Below are 18,637 nucleotides of genomic sequence, written 5' to 3'. Positions count from 1 at the left end.
ATCTTGCAATTACGTTACGTTTATAGGTTGTTAAACTTATTGGCCCCGCCCCGCTGTAACGTGTCATCTCGAGGAGCCCCGAATTGAAAACTGTTCGCCCTGTTATCGGTATTATTTTGGTTGCGGGCGCTCTTTGGGTGATCGTCGGAGAGCAGATGTCGGGAGTCAGCGCGGATGCGGTCGTCAATGCGCCCGTGGTCACGGTGCGCAGCAGCACCGCCGGCAAACTCTCGATGCCGAAACGACCGCTTGGCGCCCATGTCGACAAGGGTGAGCGGCTGGCCACCGTCGATGATATCCTCTCGGACACGACGCGGCTCGAAGATTTGCGAATGGAGCTGGCGAATGCCGAGGCAAATGTCGCGCGGATCAAAAGCGACCTCGCCGCCAAACGCACGCAACGCGACGCCTATAGCGCGCGCAGCAAGCTCTATCGCACGCATCGCATCGCCGAGATCGAGACGAAGCTGAAATTTGCCCGCGCGCGGCTCGACCGGCTGCAGCCCGGTGCGCAAAGCTCGGAAACGAGTGCCACGAAAGTGGCGCAGACCGCCCCTGCCGCCCCGGCGGAGAATGGGCCCGTGACCCAGTCGCGCGAGGACGTGGCGTTGCTTGAAAACGCGCTCGATGCCGCCAAGTCCGGCGTCTATCTGGGCGACGGCTATAACGACGCCCCAAGCTCCGAACAGCGCGGTGCGCTTCTCGATGAAGAAATCGCCTCGCTCGAGGCGGAGCTCACCGAGGCCGAGGCCCGCGTCAAGACGCTCGACGCGCGCCGGGCGAAGGAACAGACGCGGGTGAACACCCTGTCCTCAAGCCAGGTGACATCGCCTGCAAACGGGATCTACTGGGAGACCCTGCAGGCGGATGGCGTGACGGTGCAGCGGGGCGACCCGATCATGTCGCTCGTCGATTGCGACGTCTCGCTGGTGACCGCCTCGGTGAGCGAAGGCGTCTACAACAACCTCAAGGTGGGCGATTCCGCGACCTTCAAGCTGGCCTCGCGCGACAAGATCTACGACGCGACGATCGCACGGCTCGCCGGCAGCGGCGCGGCGCGCGTCTACCAGCATCTCGCCATCGCGCCGAGCCAGAAGCATCTCGAGCGCTACGACGTGACGCTTCTCGTTCCGGACCTGAAATCCGATCCCGACCTCGACTGTCCCGTGGGGCGGACCGGGCGCGTGTTCTTCGAGCACCGCCCCCTCGACTTCCTGCGCTGAGGGCGGGGCGGCATGTTCTTCTATCCGCAACTGGGAGAGCTTGGCTCGGCGGCGATGCAGCTCATCCTCGTGGTGGGCATCACAGCCATTCTGCCGAGCTTCGTCAATTCCCGGCGCAACTGGCACCGGGCGGTCTTGCTGGGGATCAGCGCGGTGCTGGCGCTGCGCTATATCTGGTGGCGCGCGACCGAGACCCTCGCCCCGCCCGGCCTGACGCTGGATGCCCTGGCGAGCTGGTCGCTCTTCGGCCTCGAAGCCTTCACCATGATCGGCTCGCTCAGCGCCTTTCTGGTCCTGTCGCGGATCAAACTGCGCAGCGAGGAAGCGGATCAATACGCCAATCTCCCGACGGAGAAGGAGCCGCTCGTCGCGATCCTGATCGCCACCTATAACGAGGATCGCGACGTTCTCGAACGCACCATCGTGGGCGCGAAATTCCTACGCCATCGCAACAAGATGATCATGGTCTGCGACGACAGCCGCCGCGACTGGCTGCGCGATTTCTGCGAGACCAAGGGCGTGCGCTACATGCGCCGGGCCGACAATGAGGGGCAGAAGGCGGGCAATATCAACCACGCGCTGGACCGGCTGGCCGAAGAAGAGGTGCAGCCCGATTTCGTGGCAATCCTCGATGCGGATTTCGTGCCCCATCGCGGCTTCATCTCGCGCACGCTGGCGCTGTTTCACGACCCCGAGGTGGGCCTCGTGCAAACGCCGCAGCATTTCTTCAACTCCGACCCGATCCAGCACAATTTCAAGCTCGACAGTTCCTACCCGGACGAGCAGCGCTTCTTCTTTGATCAGATGCAGCCCGCGCGCGACGGCTGGGGGATCGCCTTTTGCTGCGGCACCTCCTCGGTCTGTCGTTGGAGCGCGCTGCGCGAGATCGGCGGCTTCAACACCGAGAGCGTGACCGAGGATTTCATGCTGACGCTGGCACTGCAGAACGCAGGCTGGCGCACCGTCTATCTGGCCGAGCCGCTGACCGAAGGGCTCGCCCCCGAAGGCCTCAAGGAATACATCACCCAGCGCGCCCGTTGGTGCCTCGGCCTGATGCAGATCGCGCGGTCCTCGCTCGGCCCGTTCTCGAAAAGCAACCTGCGACTGCGCGACCGCTGGAGCGTCATCGACTCGATCTTCTATTGGACCACGACCTTCCCCTTCCGGATCGCGGCGATCTGCTACCCCCTGCTCTACTGGTATTTCAACATCACGGTGGTGAATGCGGGCCTTGCGGATGTGCTGAGCTATTTCGGGGTCTACTACCTGTGGAGCCTGATGACGCTGAACAGGCTCAGCCGCGGCATGGTCGTGCCGCTGCTGAACGACGTGAGCCAGTTGATCGGCGCGATCCCGATCGCCCGCGCCGCCTTCACCGGCTTGCTGCGGCCCCATGGCCACCCGTTCTCGGTGACCGCGAAAGGCGGGGATCGGTCGAAGGTCGTCGTGCAATGGCGGATCATGATGCCGTTCCTGATCCTGTTTTTCCTGACGCTGGGCGGCCTTCTGATCGGGATCGTCTGGGATCGCTTCGCCTATTACGACGCGGGCGACGGCAAATGGGTGATCCTGTTCTGGACGGTCTATAACCTGTTCCTGCTGGCCGCGACCTGCCGTGCCTGCGTAGAGCTGCCCCGGCGCGAAATCCATGTGGCCGACAAGCCCGAGCGGATTTCCTTCGTCTCCGACGGCACGGAATACTGGGTCTGGATGACCTCTTTCACGATGGACACGGTGCGCCTGCGCGGCCTGACCCTGCCGGAACAGACCCGGGGGATGCTGACGATCGACCTGATCACCGACCCGATCGAATGCTACGTCATCGCGAAGACCCGCGATGGCGCGCGCCTCCAGCTTCTGCCGACTGAGGAACAGCGCGAAGAACTGTTCGTGCGCTTCTATGCCGAAGGGGACGAGCCGGGCGTCAGCCATGTGAGCGCGAGCGCGCTTCTGCACGACATCTACCGCCGCTTCTTGCCGAAATATTCCTCGGACGAGTGAGCCCGCGGGGCGCGCGATTAATAGGTATTGATGGAGATGCCGACGAAGGCTTCCTTGGCCAACGCGCGCCACCCCGCCCGGATCGAGACCGGCCCGCCGTCGATTTTCTGGGTCACCGCGATGGTACGCTCGGAATAGGTGTCGCTTCCGCCCGCGGAGAGTTCGAGCCCCAGCCCGGAGCGGTTCCCGGCCTGAAGCAGCGCAAACCAGTCCTGATCGATCGTGTTGTATTGCGCCAGCATGAAGACATGTCCGAAGCTGGTCGGCGTATACCGCTCCAGCCCCACGCGCGCACCGAGGCGCCAGTTATCGTCCGCCAAGGTGCGCCCGACGCTGGGGCCGAGTTTCAGCGTACCGATTCCCTCGAGCACGAAGTCCCGCGTGACGGCCGCGCCAGTCGACCATCCGCCATCGTAATCCGAGAAATTCGCGCTGAAGCTCACCTTCCCGCGCGACATCGAAAAGACCGTGTCGGAGGTATTCTGCGCCGCGTCGAACTGCACAAACGTGCCATCCGCGCGGGCTTGCGAGCCCGCCCCCAGTGACAGTGCCAGACAGGTCGCGATCGCGACGCTTACATCTTGAATCTTTTGCATATTACGTGTCCTGTAAGCCTGTGCCCGAGACCTTTGCGGCCCCTCGATCTGCTATTTGGTTTTTGCGGCAAGACCCGTCGATAGAGCCCTCGCAGCCCCGTGCCCCGGGAGCTTGTTCCTTCGAGTGTTTGACATCGCTTTGCGCTTTGCAAGCCATCCTTCCGGTCCGCGAAAAAATTTACCTTGAAATGGGCCCGCACCACTTTCTCGCCGTATTTACTCAGTAACCATGATTTAAATCGGACCCCTTCTACAATTAACGTAGGATTGAAGCGAAGATGACCATTCGTCGACATCACAATCTCGGAGGCATTTTCCTACGCACCGCTCTGGCGATGGTGCTCGTCGTGGCAGCGACCGCCGTCTTCGTCGCCAAGGTCGTGTCGGATCAGGCCCATGAATTTCAGACAACCATTGAACACAAGCTGGTTCTGAGAGGCTCCGACGCGATCGCGCTCAGCTTCAACACCGCGCTGATGCGCGAATGGGACAGTATGCATGCCGTTGCGCGAAGCATCGGCACCGCGTCGAAAGACGACATCAACAAGTTCATGGACGCCGTCGCCCGCACCGGGGGTCAGGTCGCCTGGGCAGGCTTCGCCGCGCCCGATGGCACCATCATCTCCGGCTCGAACGGCTATGATGTCGGCAAGAATGTCAGCTCCAAGCGGTGGTTCCGCGATGGCATCCGCGTGCCGTCGGTCGATTCCATCACCGAGACGGCCACCAATGCGCTGACCGGCAAGATGGAGTATTTCCTGAACCTCTCGACCCCCGTGAAGGGCCCGGACGGCCAGAAGATCGGCGTGCTCGTCTACCGCGTGCGGATCGCATGGGTGCGCAGCTTCCTGTTCGAGGCGAGCAAGGAGCTTGGCATCGACGTGGTCGTGCAGGACATCAACGGCGATACGGTCATCGACACCCGTCACGAGAGCACGCCCCTGCCCAAAAGCCTGACCTCGAGCGCGAGCCTGCGCAGCAAGTCTTCCGGCGTCTTCCACCTTGTCGACGGCAAGGACGGCGGAACCTATGCCTTTGCCCCGGATTTCGTCTGGAACAAACTGCCCAACTTCGGCTGGCGCGTCTTCGCGGTTCTGCGCCGCGACAACATCTCGAACGATCTGCCGGTTTTGACGCAGGTGACGCTGGCGACGGTCGCAGCCGCGGCGCTGTGCCTGCTCGGCGTGACGCTGGTGTTCCTCAAGCTGCTGCTGCGCCCGGTCGAGCGGCTGGCAGAGGATGCCAAGAGCATCGCGAACGGCAAATACGTCTTCCCCGAAGAAGCGACGAGCTCTCAGGAAGCCGCCTCGCTGTCGAGCGCGCTCGCGATCATCCAGAGCAAGCTCACCCCGCAGCGAAACGAGCGACCGCCGCGCCCGACACCTGAGGCGACACCTGAACCGCATTCGTGATCTGGGCCAGATTTGGAAACGAGACAGAAAGGGGCGCATCGGCGCCCCTTTTCCCTGGGACGCCGCGGCTAGAGCGGCAGCCCCGTCAACCGCGCTACCAGTTCGGCGGTGTTGCGCGCGCCGAGTTTCGCCTGCAGCCGCGCGCGATGGGCCTCTGCCGTGCGCGGCGACAGCTCCAGCACCCGCGCGATCTCCTTGTTGGTCTGCCCCTCGGCCAGAAGGGCTGCCACCTGCCGCTCGCGCGCGGTCAGATCGACGACGGGCCGCAATTCCGACAGATCGGCAAAGCTCCACACTGCGCGGGCGAAGGGATCGTGGGGCGTCAGCGATTGCCCCCGCACCCGGCACCAGAAGAGCGACCCGTCGCGGCGCTGCATGATCCGCTCATCGGCATAGCGCCCGGTCTCGCGCATCCGCCGCAACCCGATCTCGCCGATGCGAAGGAATTCCTCCTGCGACGGGTAGAGCACCGCGAGCGAGCGCTGCGGCAACTCGTCTTCGCGATAGCCGAAACTCTCGCAAAACCGCGCGTTGCACCGCTCGATCACCCGGTCGCGGGTGACCGCCAGCCCGACCGGCGCATGCTCGAACGCCAGCAGCGCCATCTCATCGCTGTCCAGCAGGTCCTGCTCCATCCTCTCCTCCTGATAGCGTAGTTCTACGAATAGAGGTCGTGCCGCCCCTGCGCTAGTCTCCCCCGCAACGGAGGATCATTGGGAGGAGCCCCGCATGGACGCGAAGATCGTCGGCTGGGGCCATACGAAATTCGGCAAGCTGGAGGGGCGCACGCTCGAGGATCTGGTTCTCGAAGCGGGCGGCGGCGCGCTGGAGCACGCAGGGATCGACCCGGCAGAGATCGACGGTATCTGGCTGGGGCATTTCAATTCCGGGCTGGTGCCGGATGGGTTCGCAAGCTCGCTGGCGCTGGGGATCGACGACAGGCTGCGCTTCACGCCTGCGACCCGCGTAGAGAATGCCTGCGCGTCGGGCTCGGCTGCGATCTATGCCGCGCGCGATGCGATCCGCTCGGGCCGGGTGAAGGCCGCGCTGGTGATCGGGGCCGAGAAGATGACCGCGAAGGACACCGCCGGCGTCACCGAGGCGCTGGCCGGGGCGTCCTACCAGATGGAGGAAGCGGGCGTTTCCTTCCCGCAGATTTTCGCACGTTTCGCGCAGGCCTATTATCAGGCGCATGGCGACCGTTCCGCGGCACTCGCCCGGATCGCGGCAAAGAACCACCACAACGCGCTCGCCAATCCGCTGGCGCAGATGCGCAAGGATGTGGGGTTCGAGTTCTGTAACACGGTCAGCGACAAGAACCCGATGATCGCCCCGCCGCTGCGGATGACCGATTGCTCGCTGATTTCCGACGGGGCGGCCGCGCTGGTCATGGTCGCCGACGACCGCGCGGGCGATTTCGCCAATTCCATCGGTTTCCGCGCCGCCGAGCAGGTCAATGACTACCTCCCGATGTCGCGCCGGGACCTGCTGGCCTTCGAGGGTCCGTCCGAGGCGTTCCGCCGCGCCTATACTGCGGCAGGCGTCAGTGTCGATGATCTCTCCTTCGCGGAGGTCCATGACTGTTTCACCATCGCGGAATTGCTCGTCTACGAGGCGATGGGGCTTGTGCCGCAAGGCTCCGGTGCGCGGGCCATCGACGACGGGTTGGTACTGCGCGACGGGCGGCTTCCGGTGAATATCTCGGGCGGGTTGAAGGCCAAGGGCCATCCCGTGGGCGCGACCGGCGTGTCGATGCATGTGCTGGCCGCGATGCAGCTCACCGGTCAGGCGGGCGAGATGCAACTGCCCGGCGCGGAGCTGGGCTGCGTCTTCAACATGGGCGGCTCGGGCGTCGCGAATTACTGCTCGATCCTCGAAGCGGAGCGCGCGGCATGAACCCGGCGGAGTGGCTGATCCGCAGTGCGGTCCGCACCCCCGACGCCCCCGCGCTGCTGCAGGGCGAGGAGCTGCGCGCCACCTATGCGGAATTCGCCGACCGTGCCGCCCGCATCGGGGCCGCGCTGGTGGCGAAAGGGATCGCGCCGGGCGACCGCGTGGCGCTGTTCGCCAAGAACTGCCCCGAATATCTCGAGGCGATCTATGGCATCTGGTTCGCAGGCGCGGTGGCGGTGCCGATCAACGGCAAGCTGCACCCGCGCGAGGCCGCATGGATCGTTGAAGCTTCCGAGGCGAAGCTGGCCTTCACCGGCGGCCCGGAAAACGATCTGGGCGTCGAAACGGTGGACCTGAAAGGCCCGGCCTATGCCGATCTTCTGCGCCATGACCCGATGCCCGCCCCGGTCGAGATCGCGGAAAGCGAGACGGTCTGGCTGTTCTACACCTCCGGCACGACCGGGCGGCCCAAGGGCGTGTGCATCACCTCGGCCAATGTGCAGGCGATGTGTCTGGGCTATTTCTCGGATGTCGACAGCGTCGAACCGCAGGACGCGATCCTCTACGCCGCACCGATGTCGCATGGCGCGGGGCTTTACAACTTCGTCCATGTGATGCGCGGCGCGCGCCATGTGGTGCCGCGTTCGGGCGGGTTCGAGGCCGACGAAATCCTCGATCTCGCGCCGAAGCTGCAACATGTCTCGATGTTCGCCGCCCCCACGATGATCCGCCGTCTGGTGGACCGCGCCCGCGCCACGGGCCAGACCGGCGAGGGCATCAAGACGATCGTCTATGGCGGCGGGCCGATGTATGTCGCGGATATCATCGAGGCGGTCGAGGTGATGGGGCCGCGTTTCGTGCAGATTTACGGTCAGGGCGAGAGCCCGATGACGATCACCGCCCTCTCGCGCGAATTGGTGGCGGACCGGGCCCATCCGCGCTGGCGCGCGCGGCTTGCTTCGGTCGGGCTGGCGCATAGCCCGGTCTCCGTGCGCATCGCCGATCCCGAAGGCCGCGCCCTGCCCGCTGGCGAAACCGGCGAGATTCTCGTGAGCGGCGCGGCGGTGATGGCGGGCTACTGGCAGAACCCCGAGGCAAGCGCGAAGGCGCTTCGCGACGGCTGGCTCTGGACCGGCGATCTGGGCACGATGGATGCGGACGGCTTCGTCACGCTGCAGGACCGCTCCAAGGACGTGATCATCTCGGGCGGCACGAATATCTACCCCCGCGAGGTCGAGGAGGCGCTGCTCCTGCACCCTTCCGTCCACGAGGTCGCGGTGGTCGGCAAGCCCGACCCGGAATGGGGCGAGAGCGTCGTGGCCTTCGTCACGCCCGCGCCGGGGTCCGAAGTCGACCCCACCGCCCTAGACCAGCATTGCTGCGAGCAGATCGCGCGGTTCAAGCGCCCCAAGGCGTATCGCGTGATCGCGCAGCTTCCCAAGAACAATTACGGCAAGGTGCTGAAAACCGAGCTGCGCAAAATGGTGACGGAGGAGGACTAATGTCGCGACTGGATGGAAAGACGGCTCTGGTAACGGGTTCGGTGCAAGGCATCGGGCTGGCAATCGCGAAATCGCTCGCCGAGGCGGGCGCGCGCATTGCTTTGCACGGTCTGGCCGATGCGGCGCAGGTCGCCGAGGCGACAGCGGTGCTGGAGGCCGCGGGCGCGCCGGAGGTGAAGTTCTTCGACGCCGACATGGCCGATCCGGCGCAAATCGACGCGATGATGGATGCGGTCGCGGATTGGGGCGGCGCGGATATCCTCGTGAACAACGCAGGCATCCAGCGCACGGCGAGCCTTGCCGAAGCCACGCCCGAAATCTGGAACGCCATTCTCGCGGTGAACCTGTCGGGCGCGTTCCACACGATGCGCCGCGCGATGCCGGGCATGGCCGAGCGCGGTTATGGCCGTGTCGTGAACATCGCCTCGGTGCATGGGCTCGTGGCCTCGGCCAACAAGGCGCCCTATGTCGCCTCAAAATTCGGTCTCGTCGGCATGAGCCGGGTGGCGGCGCTGGAATATGCGCAGGCGGGCACGCGCGAGGCGGGTGGCGTGACGGTGAACTGCATCTGCCCTGGCTGGACCGAGACCGACATCCTCGGGCCCCAGATCGCGGAGCGCGCGGCTGCACATGGCGGCGACCGGGCAGCGGGGATCGCGGATCTTCTGGCGGAGAAGCAGCCCACCCGGCGCATGTCCGACCCCTCCGAGATCGGGGCGCTCGCGCTGTGGCTTTGTGCGCCTATCGCGCATAACGTGACCGGCACCTCGATCCCGGTCGATGGGGGTTGGACCACGCAATAAGGCTCGGAGGAGAGAAAGGGGCGGCGGGTTGACCACCGCCGCCCCTTCCTTCGAACCGGCGCAGGCACCTCGGGGGAGGTGTGATGCCTGCGCTAGGGGGTGCGGTCTCAGTCCGAGATCGCACCCTCGTCATCGCGGCGCTCATGCATCCGCGCTTTCACGAAGCGGCTCAGGAACAGCGGCAGGATGAAGCCCACGATCGCCACGGTCCACAGACCGATCGCCAGCGGGCTGCCGACCAGCGTCCAGTAATCGCCGTTCGAGATCGTGACGGCCCGGCGCAGGTTGTTCTCCATCGTGTTGCCCAGAAGCGTGCCGAGGATGATCGGCACCAGCGGCACGTCGAGCTTGCGCAGCAGCCAGCCCATCACGCCGAACCCGATCATCACCAGCAGATCGAAGCTGGAGCCGGAGATGCCGTAGATCCCCACGAAGGAGACCATCGCGACGATCGGCATCAGGATGCGCGGCGGGATCATCAGCACGCGGGTGAAGATGCCCACCATCGGGATGTTCATCGCGAGCAGCATGAAGTTGGCGATAAACAGCGCCGCGATCAGGCCCCAGACCACATCGGGGTTGTTCTGGAACAGCAGCGGCCCGGGCGTGATGTTGAGCGACAGAAGCACCGCGAGAAGCACCGCCGTGGTGCCCGAGCCCGGCACGCCGAGCGCCAGCATCGGCACAAGCGCGCCACCGGCTGCCGCGTTGTTGCCTGCCTCGGGGGCGGCCACACCACGCGGATCGCCCGTGCCGAAGGTGTTCTTGCGGTCTACCAGCTTCTTCTCCATCGAGTAGGAGATGAAGGAGCCCAGCGACGCCCCTGCCCCCGGCAGCACGCCCGCGACGAAGCCCAGCAGCGACGAACGCAGCATGGTCGGCGTCGTCTCTTTCACCATCTTCCACGGCGGCGTGATGCGCCCGACCGAGACCTTGTGGCCCGCGCCGGTGGCCGAGCCGTGACGGTGCTCGAGGAAGATGAAAACTTCCGACAGCGCGAAGAGGCCGACGATGGCGACGAGGAAATCGAGTCCGTCATAGAGGTGGACCTCGCCGAAGGTCAGACGCGGCACGCCGGTCTGCGTGTCCACCCCGATCACCGACAGGCCAAGGCCCAACATCGCGGCGAAAGCCGATTTCGCCTGATTGGTCGAGGAGACCCCGCCCAGCGTGGCAAAGGCCAGTGCGAAGAGCGCGAAATATTCCGCCGGTCCGAACAGCAGCGCGAATTTCACCAGCTGCGGCGCCAGCAGGATCAGGCCCCAGGTGGCGATGAAAGCGCCCACGAAGCTTGCGATGCCCGAGAGAGACAGCGCCTCGCCCGCAAGGCCTTTCTTGGCCATCGGGTAGCCGTCGAGACAGGTCATCATCGCGGGCTCGTCGCCCGGGATGTTCAGCAGGATCGAACTGATCCGCCCGCCATACATCGCCCCGTAATAGACCGAGGTCAGCAGGATCAGCGAGGGGGTAGCGCCCAGCCCCAGCGTGAAGGCCAGCGGGATCAGGATCGCGACGCCGTTGGACGGCCCGAGCCCGGGCAACGCGCCCATCATGGTGCCGAGGAACGTACCCAAGAGCGCGAGCAGCAGGTTCTCGAAGGTCAGAGCGGTATGAAAACCGTCTGCGAGTGACATTAAGGTGTCCATCATATCACCTCAGAAGCCGAAGGGGCCGCTGGCGAGCGAGAGGCCCAGAACCAGCTTGAAAATTACGTAGATACCGATCGAGGTGGCGACGCCCACGACGACGGATTGCAACGGTCCCGTGCCCAACCGCCAAGTCAGGTAGGCGCTGGCAAAAGCGGTTGCGATCAGGAAGCCCACGATGGGCAGGAACTCGGCATAGAGGATCATCACCACAACGGCGGCGAGGATTTCGGCGAGCCGCGCGAGGCTCGGCCAGACCGGGTCGGGATCGGGGCGCAGCAAGATCACGAGCGAGGCCAGCCCGAGGATCACCGCGATCACCAGCGGGAAGGTTTTCGGCCCCACCGCATCCGACAGGAAACTTTCTTGGATTTGCAGCGTCGCCCAGCCGTAGAACAGCGCGAGGCACAGGCCGACGGCGCCGAAGATGCGATCACTCATGATCCCCTCCCTTGGTATGAAGGCGCGGCGGCACTCGAAAGCCCGCCGCGCGCATGGGTTGTCTCGCTTACTTGATGATGCCGATCTGGCGCGAGATGTCCTGAATCTGCTGGACCGAGTTCTGCACGAAGCTCTCGAATTCAGCGCCCTGCAGATTGAGCGGGGCCAGACCGTTGGCCGCCATCACCTGCTTCCACTCGTCGGAGGCGTAGAGCTGGCCGACCTTGTCGACCCACATCTGGTAAGCCTCGTCGGACATGCCGCCCGGAGCGTAGAAGCCGCGCCAGTTCGCGCCGATCGCGTCCACGCCCTGCTCTTTCGCGGTCGGGAATTCCGAGAATTCGCCGTCCAGACGCTCGGGCGCCAGCACCGCGATCACGCGGATATCACCGGAGTCGACGAAGCCCTTGGCTTCCGACAGATCGCCGGTGAAGGCCTGCACGGAGCCCGCCAGAAGCTGGGTGACCGCTTCGCCGCCGCCGTCGAAGGCGATGTATTTGACCTTGCGCACATCATCGATGCCGTAAGCGTCGGCCGCGATCAGCACCTTGAGGTGATCCCAGCCGCCCACAGCCGAGCCGCCCGCGACGGAGACCGAATTCGGATCGGCCTTGATCTTGTCGAGCAGTTCGGGAAGCGTCTGGATGTCGCTGTCGGCTGCGACGGCGATCACGCCGTAATCCGCGCCGATCGAGCCGACCCAGCGGACCTGATCCATCGAGTTGCCCGGATAGGCGCCTTGCGCCAGACGGGTCGCGGTGGCCGAAGAAGCCGCAACGATCAGGTTGTCGTCGTCATTGCGCTTGTTGACCACTTCGGCGAAGGCCACGCCACCGCCGCCACCGGCGAGGTTCACGACCTGCATGGTCGAGTCGATGAGGCCCAGATCCTGCATGGTTTTGCCGACCTGACGGCAGGTGAAGTCCCAGCCGCCGCCGGGGTTCGCGGGCGCGATACATTCCTGCGCCGAAGCGCCGGTCGCAACGGTGAGTGCCGCGACGGCAATCGCCGCGCGCATGAGTTTAAAAGCCATGGTATATCCTCCACTGTCCGCCCGTTGCCTCCCGCAGCGGGCTATGGACCGGGTTTTACCGCTTGAACCTGTCACGAACCTGTCACAGGTTCAGAGGCGCATGAGGGAGGAAGAATGCGGCTCTTGCTAGTGGAGGATGCCGAGGAGCTGGCCGAGGCCACGCAACGTCGGCTTGCGCGCTCGGGTATGGCCTGCGATCTCGCCGCCTCCGTGGGCGAGGCGCGCGATTTTCTGGCGGTGCAGGCCTATGACGCGGTGATCCTCGACATCAACCTGCCCGATGGCAGCGGCACGGACCTTCTGCGCGAGATGCGCGCGCAGGCCGCCACGATGCCTGTGCTGATGCTGACAGCGCAATTCTCGGTCGATGACAAGATTTCCGCCTTCGAGCTCGGGGCCGACGACTATCTCGTAAAACCCTTTGATCACCGTGAGTTGGAGGCAAGACTTCATGCGATCGGGCGACGGCAGACGACGGATCGCTCCGCCGATCTGGAACTTGGCCATCTGCGCTATAACGCGACGGCGGGCAGCGCCACGGTCGGGGATCAGGCGTTGAAACTGACGGGCCGCGAATTCGCGCTGCTGGGCCTGCTGATGCGCAATGCAGGGCAAGTGATGTCGAAGGATCGGCTGCACGAGGGGCTATACGCCTTCGACGACGCGGTGCCGGGCGACAATGCGATCGAGCTCTATATCGCGCGGCTGCGCAAGAAGATCGCGGGCAGCGGGGTCGAGATCGAGACCCTGCGCGGACGCGGCTACCGTCTGGCGGCGCGCGATGGCGATGTCTGACGGCGTGCGCTCCCGCGAGATCGGCATCTCCGCCACGCGCTCGCTGACCGCGCGGCTCGTGACCGGGCTGTCGGGGCTGATGATTATCGGCGGGTTGATCCTCGCGCTGGCGGCCTTCGCCTATGGGCGCGCCGCGGCCCGTGACGCCTTCGACCGGCTGCTCGTGGGCGCGGCCAATGACATCGCCGCCTCGATCTCGATCCGCGACGGCGCGCCGGTCGTCGATCTGCCGGTCTCGGCGTTTGAGCTGCTGGCCCTCGCCCCCGATGACCGCATCGCCTATCAGGTCAGCGGCCCGAAAGGCGCGGTGCTCACGGGCTACGAGGATCTGCCCCGCCCCGACACGACCGCACAGGATTCCGAGCTCTACGACGCCCGCTTCAAGGGAGAGCCCGCGCGCTACATCCGGGTCACGCGCCGTTTCGCGGAGCGCCAGTTCTCCGGCACGGTGGAGGTGATCGTCGGCCAGACCCTGCGGGCACGCACCCAGCTTGCGCTCAGCATCACCCGCAACGCGCTTGGCGGGCTGGCGGTCGGCGGCATCGCCATGCTCGCCTTCGCGATCATCATCGTGCATAGCGCGCTGCGCCCGCTGGAACGGCTCGCCCATCGCATCTCGGAACGCGACCCGCAGGACCTCACCCCGATCCGCGCCGCCGTGCCGCGCGAGGTCGATGTGATGGTGCAGGCGACGAACGGGTTCATGGGGCGACTGGACCGGCAGTTCGCCACGATGAAAAGCCTGATCTCGGACACCGCGCATCAGCTGCGCACCCCCGTTGCGGCCCTGCGCGCGCAATCCGACCTCGCCGCCGAAGAGGACGACCCGGCCCGGCGCGACCAGATCGTCGCGAAGATGCATTCCGGCACGGTGCGGCTGAGCCGCCTGCTCGATCAGATGCTGTCGCGCGCGCTTGTGATCCACCGCGCCGACAGTGCGCGGCGCGAGCGGGTCGATCTGCGCAACATTGCCTTGGATATCTTCGAGGAAGGCGATCACGCCACCCTCGCGCCGGGCAGCGAAATCCGGCTGGAGATCGCCGAGACGGAGGTGCCCGTGCTGGCCGATGAGCTTTCGCTGTCCGAGGCCGCGAAGAACCTGCTGGGCAATGCGCTGGCGCATGGCGAAGCCCCGGTCACCATCGGTGCGGAGCTGCGCGACGGGCGCGCCCGGCTCTGGGTGCGCGACGCAGGCCCCGGACCCACGCCCGAGCTGCGCGCGCGTCTGGGCGAGCGTTTCGCGCCGGGACACTCGGACACGCGTCGCCGCGGTGCGTCGAGCGGGCTGGGCCTCGCCATCGCGCAATCGGTGGCGGAAACCTATGGCGGCACGCTGGAAATGGAGAGCGATGCGGCAGGCTTCACCATCGCGATCACTCTCCCTCAGGCGGAGGAAACCACATGATCCGCGCGCTCCTGTCCCTGACGCTCTGGCTATGCCTGAGTTCCACCGTCGCGGCGGCCGAGCCCGAGGCCGTGCGGACCTTCGGCCCGGATCAGCCCGCACGCAAGATCACCCTGCGCACCACGACCGACGTCAACATCCTCGCCCCCGCGATCGAGGCGTTTCTCGACACCCAGCCCGGCCTCGCGATCCGGTTCGAGCAATGGGGCTCGAACGACCTCTACGATATTTCCGAGGCCGACTGCGCGTCCGGCAAACCCGGCGCTGATCTGGTCATCAGCTCGGGCGTGCAGCATGTGGTGAAGCTGGTGAACGACAATTGCGCGGCCACATGGGTCTCGCCCGAGACCACGGCGCTGCCGAAGGAGTTGCGCTGGCGCGATCAGGTCTGGGGCATCTCGCGCGAACCTGCGGTGATGATCTACAACCGCGCGCTGGTCCCGCCCGAGGACGTGCCGCGCACGCGCTTCGATCTGGTGGACCTGCTGCGGCCTGCGCAATCGCCCTACACCGGCAAGGTCGCGACCTATGATATCGCGGATTCCGGGCTGGGGTTCCTGTTCGCTTTCCTCGACAGTCAGGAGGCCAGCACCTTCGGCGCGCTGACCGAGGCCTTCGCGCGCTCCGGCGCGGTCGCCACCTGCTGCTCGGCCGAGATCATCGACGGGGTCGCGGGCGGGCGCTACCTGATCGCCTACAATATCCTCGGCTCCTATGCGGCACAGGCGGCGCGCGACAATCCCGATCTGGGGATCATCGCGCCCGCCGATTACACGCTGGTTCTGTCGCGCGCAGCCTATCTGCCGGGGCGCGAGCCCAACCCGACCGCCGCGAAGCTGCTGGATTTCCTGCTCTCGCCAGCGGGTCAGAGGGCGCTGGCGAAGACCAAGCTGATCGACCCGATCACGCGCGACGGTGGCGGCAGCGACAGCGACGAGACGCTGGCCCTGCAACGCCTCATCGCGCTTGGCCCGGCGCTATTGGTTGCGACTGATACGATGAAAACCGCGCGATTCCTCGAACGCTGGCGGGATATCTTCGCGCAATAGCGTTGGCCTAGCTCGCCAGCGCGCCGAACTTGCCGCCGCAGAACAGAAGCGGTCGGGCCTCCAGATCGCGGTCTATCTCGACCACACGGCCGATGAAGAGCGTGTGATCGCCCGCCTCCACCTCCTGCGCGACCTCGGTCACGAAGACGCAGGCAGCCCCCGGCACGACGGGCATCCCGGCGCGCTCGATGAAGGGATCGTTATGCGCGGGATCGTGGCGGCCCGCGAAATGCATCGCCAGCCCTTCCATCTCGTGATTGAGCACCGAGACCGCGTAGCGCCCCGAGGCGCGCACCTTCTCGCGCAGCTTGCAGTTATGATCGAGCGAGATGGTGATCAGCGGCGGGTCGAGCGAGACCGACATGAAGGCATTCGCCGTCATCCCGTGGTCGCCATCTTCGGTGCGCGTCGAAATCACCGTCACGCCGGTTGCGAAACTGCCGCAAGCGTCGCGCAGATCGCGCGGATCAATTCCGGACATCGAATTCCTCCCCAAATCTCATATCCTGTGTCAGAAGCGCGCCCGACATCAGCGCTGCGGCATCGGTCGAGCCCTGAAGCGCCACGGCCTCGCGCGACCGGCCTTCGGCGCGCAGGCCCCGGATGCGCGTGGACGAGATGACCTCGCCGCCTTCGCACAGCACCGCGGGCGCCAGCGTCACGTCGAAACGCTCGGCCAATGTGGTGACGCTGCCCGCCTGTTTCGCGCCGAAGCGGAAATCCGCGCCGACATGGATGCGGGCCGGGTTGATCCGCGCCAGATCGTCCAGAAAGGCCTGCGGGCTGCGCGCCGCGTAGCTTTTGCAAAACGACGCCAGCACGATGTAATCCGGCCCGAGCCGCGCAATCCGGGCGAGTTTCTCCGAGACGGGCGACAGTTGCTTGGCGCGTCCGAAGAACACTTTCGGCGGCGGATCGAAGGTCCAGACGACCGACGCCACGCCTGCCGCCCGCGCCTCGGCCACGGCGCGCGTGATCAGCGCCTGATGGCCGCGATGGACGCCGTCGAACGCGCCGATGGTCAGGACGCTCGCGGGCAGCGCGATCTGATCGTCGCGCAGCACCTGCGTCTTCATACCTGTGAAATCCAAACTCATGGGGCTCCTCCTTCCCCGGGGTCGTGGGCTGCGCGAGGATCCCGCGCAGCCCCTTCAGTCTCAGGCCTGGAACCCGCCCTTGAGGCGGTTCACGTCCCAAGGGTTCACGAGATCCTTCGACACCCAGCCGTCGAGGTCGTATTCGCTCATGAAATTGTCGACGAGACCGCGCATCATATCCAACTCGCCCGTGGCCTGAGCGGTGAACATCGTCTCCATGCGGATCGCTTCGTAGTTGCCCGCATAGTTGCTCTCGTAGAGCTCGTGACGACCGCCGAATTCCGAGCCGATCGCGTCCCAGAGGAGCTTCAGGAGCTTCACCCGGTCGACCGCGACCATCCCGTTCGAGCCGCGTACGAAGCGGTCGAGATAGGGGCGCAGGTCTTCCGATTGGAAATCGAGCGTCGAGGACGGCAGGTAGATCAGACCCGAGGCGACGTGGCGCTCGATCAGCTCCTTGATCCGGGAATAGGCCATCGGCGCGAAGACGCGGTAAGCCATCGCCGAGGACGATTTCGGCGCGAGATAGCCATCGGTGCCGACCCAGACATCGGGGTTCATGACCATTGCGTCGCTGAGGCCCCAGAACAGGTTGCGCCAGCCGATCACCTCGCCCACCGCCGTTTGCGGCCCGCGGAAGCCGCCTGCCCCGGTCGCATCCAGCGCCTTCGAGAACAGACCCGCGATGAAGTCGAGCTTCACCGCGAGACGGGTGCAGCCATGCAGCGTGAAGCGCGGCGCGAAGCCAGAGGCCGGGAAGAAACCGTTCACCTTCTCGATGTCGCCATAGAGGAACAGGTTCTCCCACGGCACGAGCACCTTGTCGAAAACGAGGATCGCGTCGTTCTCATCGAGGCGCGAGGAGAGCGGGTAGTCGAAAGGCGTGCCCATGACGGCGGCGTTGAGCTCGTAGGACGCGCGGGAGATCAGCTTCACGCCGGGGCTGTCCATCGGCGCGGTGAAGGTCAGCGCGAACTTCTTGTCTTTGATCGGCACGCCGTAATAGCCGATGAAGTTGTAATGCGTCAGCGCCGAGCCGGTCGCGACCACTTTCGCGCCCGAGACCACGATCCCCGCGTCGGTTTCCTTCTCGACCTGCATGAACACGTCGCCGGTCTCCTCAGCCGGCAGGTGACGGTCGATCGGCGGGTTGATGATCGCGTGGTTCCAGTAGTCGAGACGCTCCTGCGACTTGGCATACCAGTTTTTCGCGTTCTGCTCGTATTCTCCGTAATAGCCGGAATTCGCACCCAGCGTGCCAAGGAAAGCCGCCTTGTAGTCCGGCGCACGGCCCATCCAGCCATTGGCGACGCGCTGCGTCTCGGCGATGGCGTCGCGGCCCGCGATCAGGTCTTCCTTCGTCTTCGCGCCCTTGAAGAACGGGTGCGTCCAGCCGCCCGAGCCGGTATCGGTGGGACGCCCGATCGTGGCCTTCTCGGCATGGAGCTTGTCATACCAGCGCGCCACCATGCGCGACGAGTTCCGAAATGCCGGGTGCTTGGTCACATCCTTGACGCGCTCGCCATGGACATAGACTTCGCGGGCGTCCTGCAGGCTCTCGAGATATTCGTCACCGGTATAGGGGGTCGTGACGCCGCTCTGGGCGTCTTTCACTTGGTCTTTCATGGTTCCTCCTCCATCAGGTCGGATGAACGAAAGACATGTCCGACCTGTCCCCTTCACGGTGCCGGAGCCGGGCTGATACCGAAAGGTATCGACAAATACCGCGACTTTTTCCGGC

17 protein-coding genes are annotated in these 18,637 nt (G+C 65.3%); 9 read left to right on the top strand and 8 right to left on the bottom strand.

The annotated features are described in order from the left end of the window. The first annotated feature begins 155 nt into the window (after nt 1–155). The gene (locus tag BMI89_RS07410; RefSeq protein ID WP_246831980.1) at nt 156–1,223 is read left to right on the top strand and encodes an HlyD family efflux transporter periplasmic adaptor subunit; all 1,068 of its coding nucleotides are present in this window, start codon (nt 156–158) and stop codon (nt 1,221–1,223) included. Nucleotides 1,224–1,235: 12 nt separating this feature from the next. Continuing rightward, on the top strand, nt 1,236–3,224 hold the full coding sequence (locus BMI89_RS07405; RefSeq protein WP_078570404.1) for a cellulose synthase catalytic subunit: 1,989 nt from the start codon (nt 1,236–1,238) through the stop codon (nt 3,222–3,224). 17 nt (nt 3,225–3,241) lie between these two features. Here the strand turns inward: BMI89_RS07405 and BMI89_RS07400 are convergent, their stop codons facing one another. After that, nucleotides 3,242–3,820 carry a hypothetical protein gene (locus BMI89_RS07400; protein ID WP_078570403.1) on the bottom strand — a complete coding sequence of 193 codons (579 nt, stop codon included), beginning with the start codon at nt 3,818–3,820 and terminating at the stop codon, nt 3,242–3,244. Nucleotides 3,821–4,098: 278 nt separating this feature from the next. Between BMI89_RS07400 and BMI89_RS07395 the strand changes: the two genes are divergently transcribed. After that, on the top strand, nt 4,099–5,232 hold the full coding sequence (locus BMI89_RS07395; protein WP_143593848.1) for a cache domain-containing protein: 1,134 nt from the start codon (nt 4,099–4,101) through the stop codon (nt 5,230–5,232). Nucleotides 5,233–5,300: 68 nt separating this feature from the next. Here the strand turns inward: BMI89_RS07395 and BMI89_RS07390 are convergent, their stop codons facing one another. Beyond that, nucleotides 5,301–5,867, bottom strand: a complete 567-nt coding sequence (locus BMI89_RS07390) for a PAS and helix-turn-helix domain-containing protein (protein ID WP_232621740.1) — start codon at nt 5,865–5,867, stop codon at nt 5,301–5,303. Between the two features lie 94 nt (nt 5,868–5,961). Here BMI89_RS07390 and BMI89_RS07385 point away from each other — a divergent pair, with 94 nt between their 5' ends. Genes BMI89_RS07385 through BMI89_RS07375 form a run of 3 tightly spaced genes read left to right on the top strand, consistent with a single transcriptional unit; the run spans nt 5,962 to nt 9,430 of the window. Then, the gene (locus BMI89_RS07385; protein WP_078570401.1) at nt 5,962–7,128 is read left to right on the top strand and encodes an acetyl-CoA acetyltransferase; all 1,167 of its coding nucleotides are present in this window, start codon (nt 5,962–5,964) and stop codon (nt 7,126–7,128) included. Next, nucleotides 7,125–8,627 (top strand): AMP-binding protein, encoded by a 1,503-nt coding sequence (locus BMI89_RS07380; RefSeq protein WP_078570400.1) that lies wholly within the window; start codon nt 7,125–7,127, stop codon nt 8,625–8,627. The genes BMI89_RS07385 and BMI89_RS07380 overlap by 4 nt, the downstream gene beginning before the upstream one ends. Then, nucleotides 8,627–9,430 carry a 3-hydroxybutyrate dehydrogenase gene (locus BMI89_RS07375; RefSeq protein WP_078570399.1) on the top strand — a complete coding sequence of 268 codons (804 nt, stop codon included), beginning with the start codon at nt 8,627–8,629 and terminating at the stop codon, nt 9,428–9,430. The genes BMI89_RS07380 and BMI89_RS07375 overlap by 1 nt, the downstream gene beginning before the upstream one ends. A gap of 107 nt (nt 9,431–9,537) precedes the next feature. On the opposite strand, the gene BMI89_RS07370 is transcribed toward BMI89_RS07375, so the two are convergent. The 3 genes from BMI89_RS07370 to BMI89_RS07360 all read right to left on the bottom strand — a co-directional run bounded on the left by BMI89_RS07370 (nt 9,538) and on the right by BMI89_RS07360 (nt 12,550). Next, a complete protein-coding gene (locus BMI89_RS07370) occupies nt 9,538–11,076 on the bottom strand; it encodes a tripartite tricarboxylate transporter permease (RefSeq protein WP_078547322.1) in 1,539 nt (512 codons plus the stop codon). A 9-nt stretch (nt 11,077–11,085) separates the two neighbouring features. Further along, the gene (locus BMI89_RS07365) at nt 11,086–11,517 is read right to left on the bottom strand and encodes a tripartite tricarboxylate transporter TctB family protein (protein ID WP_078570398.1); all 432 of its coding nucleotides are present in this window, start codon (nt 11,515–11,517) and stop codon (nt 11,086–11,088) included. A gap of 67 nt (nt 11,518–11,584) precedes the next feature. Beyond that, entirely contained in the window at nt 11,585–12,550 is a 966-nt protein-coding gene (locus BMI89_RS07360; RefSeq protein ID WP_078519231.1) for a tripartite tricarboxylate transporter substrate-binding protein, read from the bottom strand. A 114-nt stretch (nt 12,551–12,664) separates the two neighbouring features. On the opposite strand from BMI89_RS07360, the gene BMI89_RS07355 reads away from it, so the two are divergent. Genes BMI89_RS07355 through BMI89_RS07345 form a run of 3 tightly spaced genes read left to right on the top strand, consistent with a single transcriptional unit; the run spans nt 12,665 to nt 15,799 of the window. After that, a complete protein-coding gene (locus BMI89_RS07355) occupies nt 12,665–13,345 on the top strand; it encodes a response regulator transcription factor (protein ID WP_078570397.1) in 681 nt (226 codons plus the stop codon). Then, on the top strand, nt 13,332–14,750 hold the full coding sequence (locus BMI89_RS07350) for a sensor histidine kinase (protein WP_143593847.1): 1,419 nt from the start codon (nt 13,332–13,334) through the stop codon (nt 14,748–14,750). The genes BMI89_RS07355 and BMI89_RS07350 overlap by 14 nt, the downstream gene beginning before the upstream one ends. Further along, nucleotides 14,747–15,799 (top strand): ABC transporter substrate-binding protein, encoded by a 1,053-nt coding sequence (locus BMI89_RS07345; RefSeq protein ID WP_078570396.1) that lies wholly within the window; start codon nt 14,747–14,749, stop codon nt 15,797–15,799. The genes BMI89_RS07350 and BMI89_RS07345 overlap by 4 nt, the downstream gene beginning before the upstream one ends. A 7-nt stretch (nt 15,800–15,806) precedes the next feature. Here BMI89_RS07345 and BMI89_RS07340 read toward each other — a convergent pair whose 3' ends face one another. Genes BMI89_RS07340 through BMI89_RS07330 form a run of 3 tightly spaced genes read right to left on the bottom strand, consistent with a single transcriptional unit; the run spans nt 15,807 to nt 18,522 of the window. Then, a complete protein-coding gene (locus BMI89_RS07340; protein WP_078570395.1) occupies nt 15,807–16,280 on the bottom strand; it encodes a flavin reductase family protein in 474 nt (157 codons plus the stop codon). Continuing rightward, complete coding sequence (locus BMI89_RS07335; RefSeq protein ID WP_078570394.1) at nt 16,267–16,896, bottom strand: FAD synthetase family protein; 630 nt, start codon at nt 16,894–16,896, stop codon at nt 16,267–16,269. Before BMI89_RS07335 ends, BMI89_RS07340 begins: the two co-directional genes overlap by 14 nt. A 60-nt stretch (nt 16,897–16,956) precedes the next feature. After that, nucleotides 16,957–18,522 carry a 4-hydroxyphenylacetate 3-hydroxylase N-terminal domain-containing protein gene (locus BMI89_RS07330; RefSeq protein ID WP_078570393.1) on the bottom strand — a complete coding sequence of 522 codons (1,566 nt, stop codon included), beginning with the start codon at nt 18,520–18,522 and terminating at the stop codon, nt 16,957–16,959. Between the last annotated feature and the right edge of the window lie 115 nt (nt 18,523–18,637).

Origin of the sequence: Thioclava sp. F36-7 (genome assembly GCF_002020075.1) — a bacterium.
GTDB classification, from domain to species: domain Bacteria; phylum Pseudomonadota; class Alphaproteobacteria; order Rhodobacterales; family Rhodobacteraceae; genus Thioclava; species Thioclava sediminum.
Note: the sequence above shows the minus strand (reverse complement) of the source record. Positions and strands in the feature narration are given on the sequence as shown.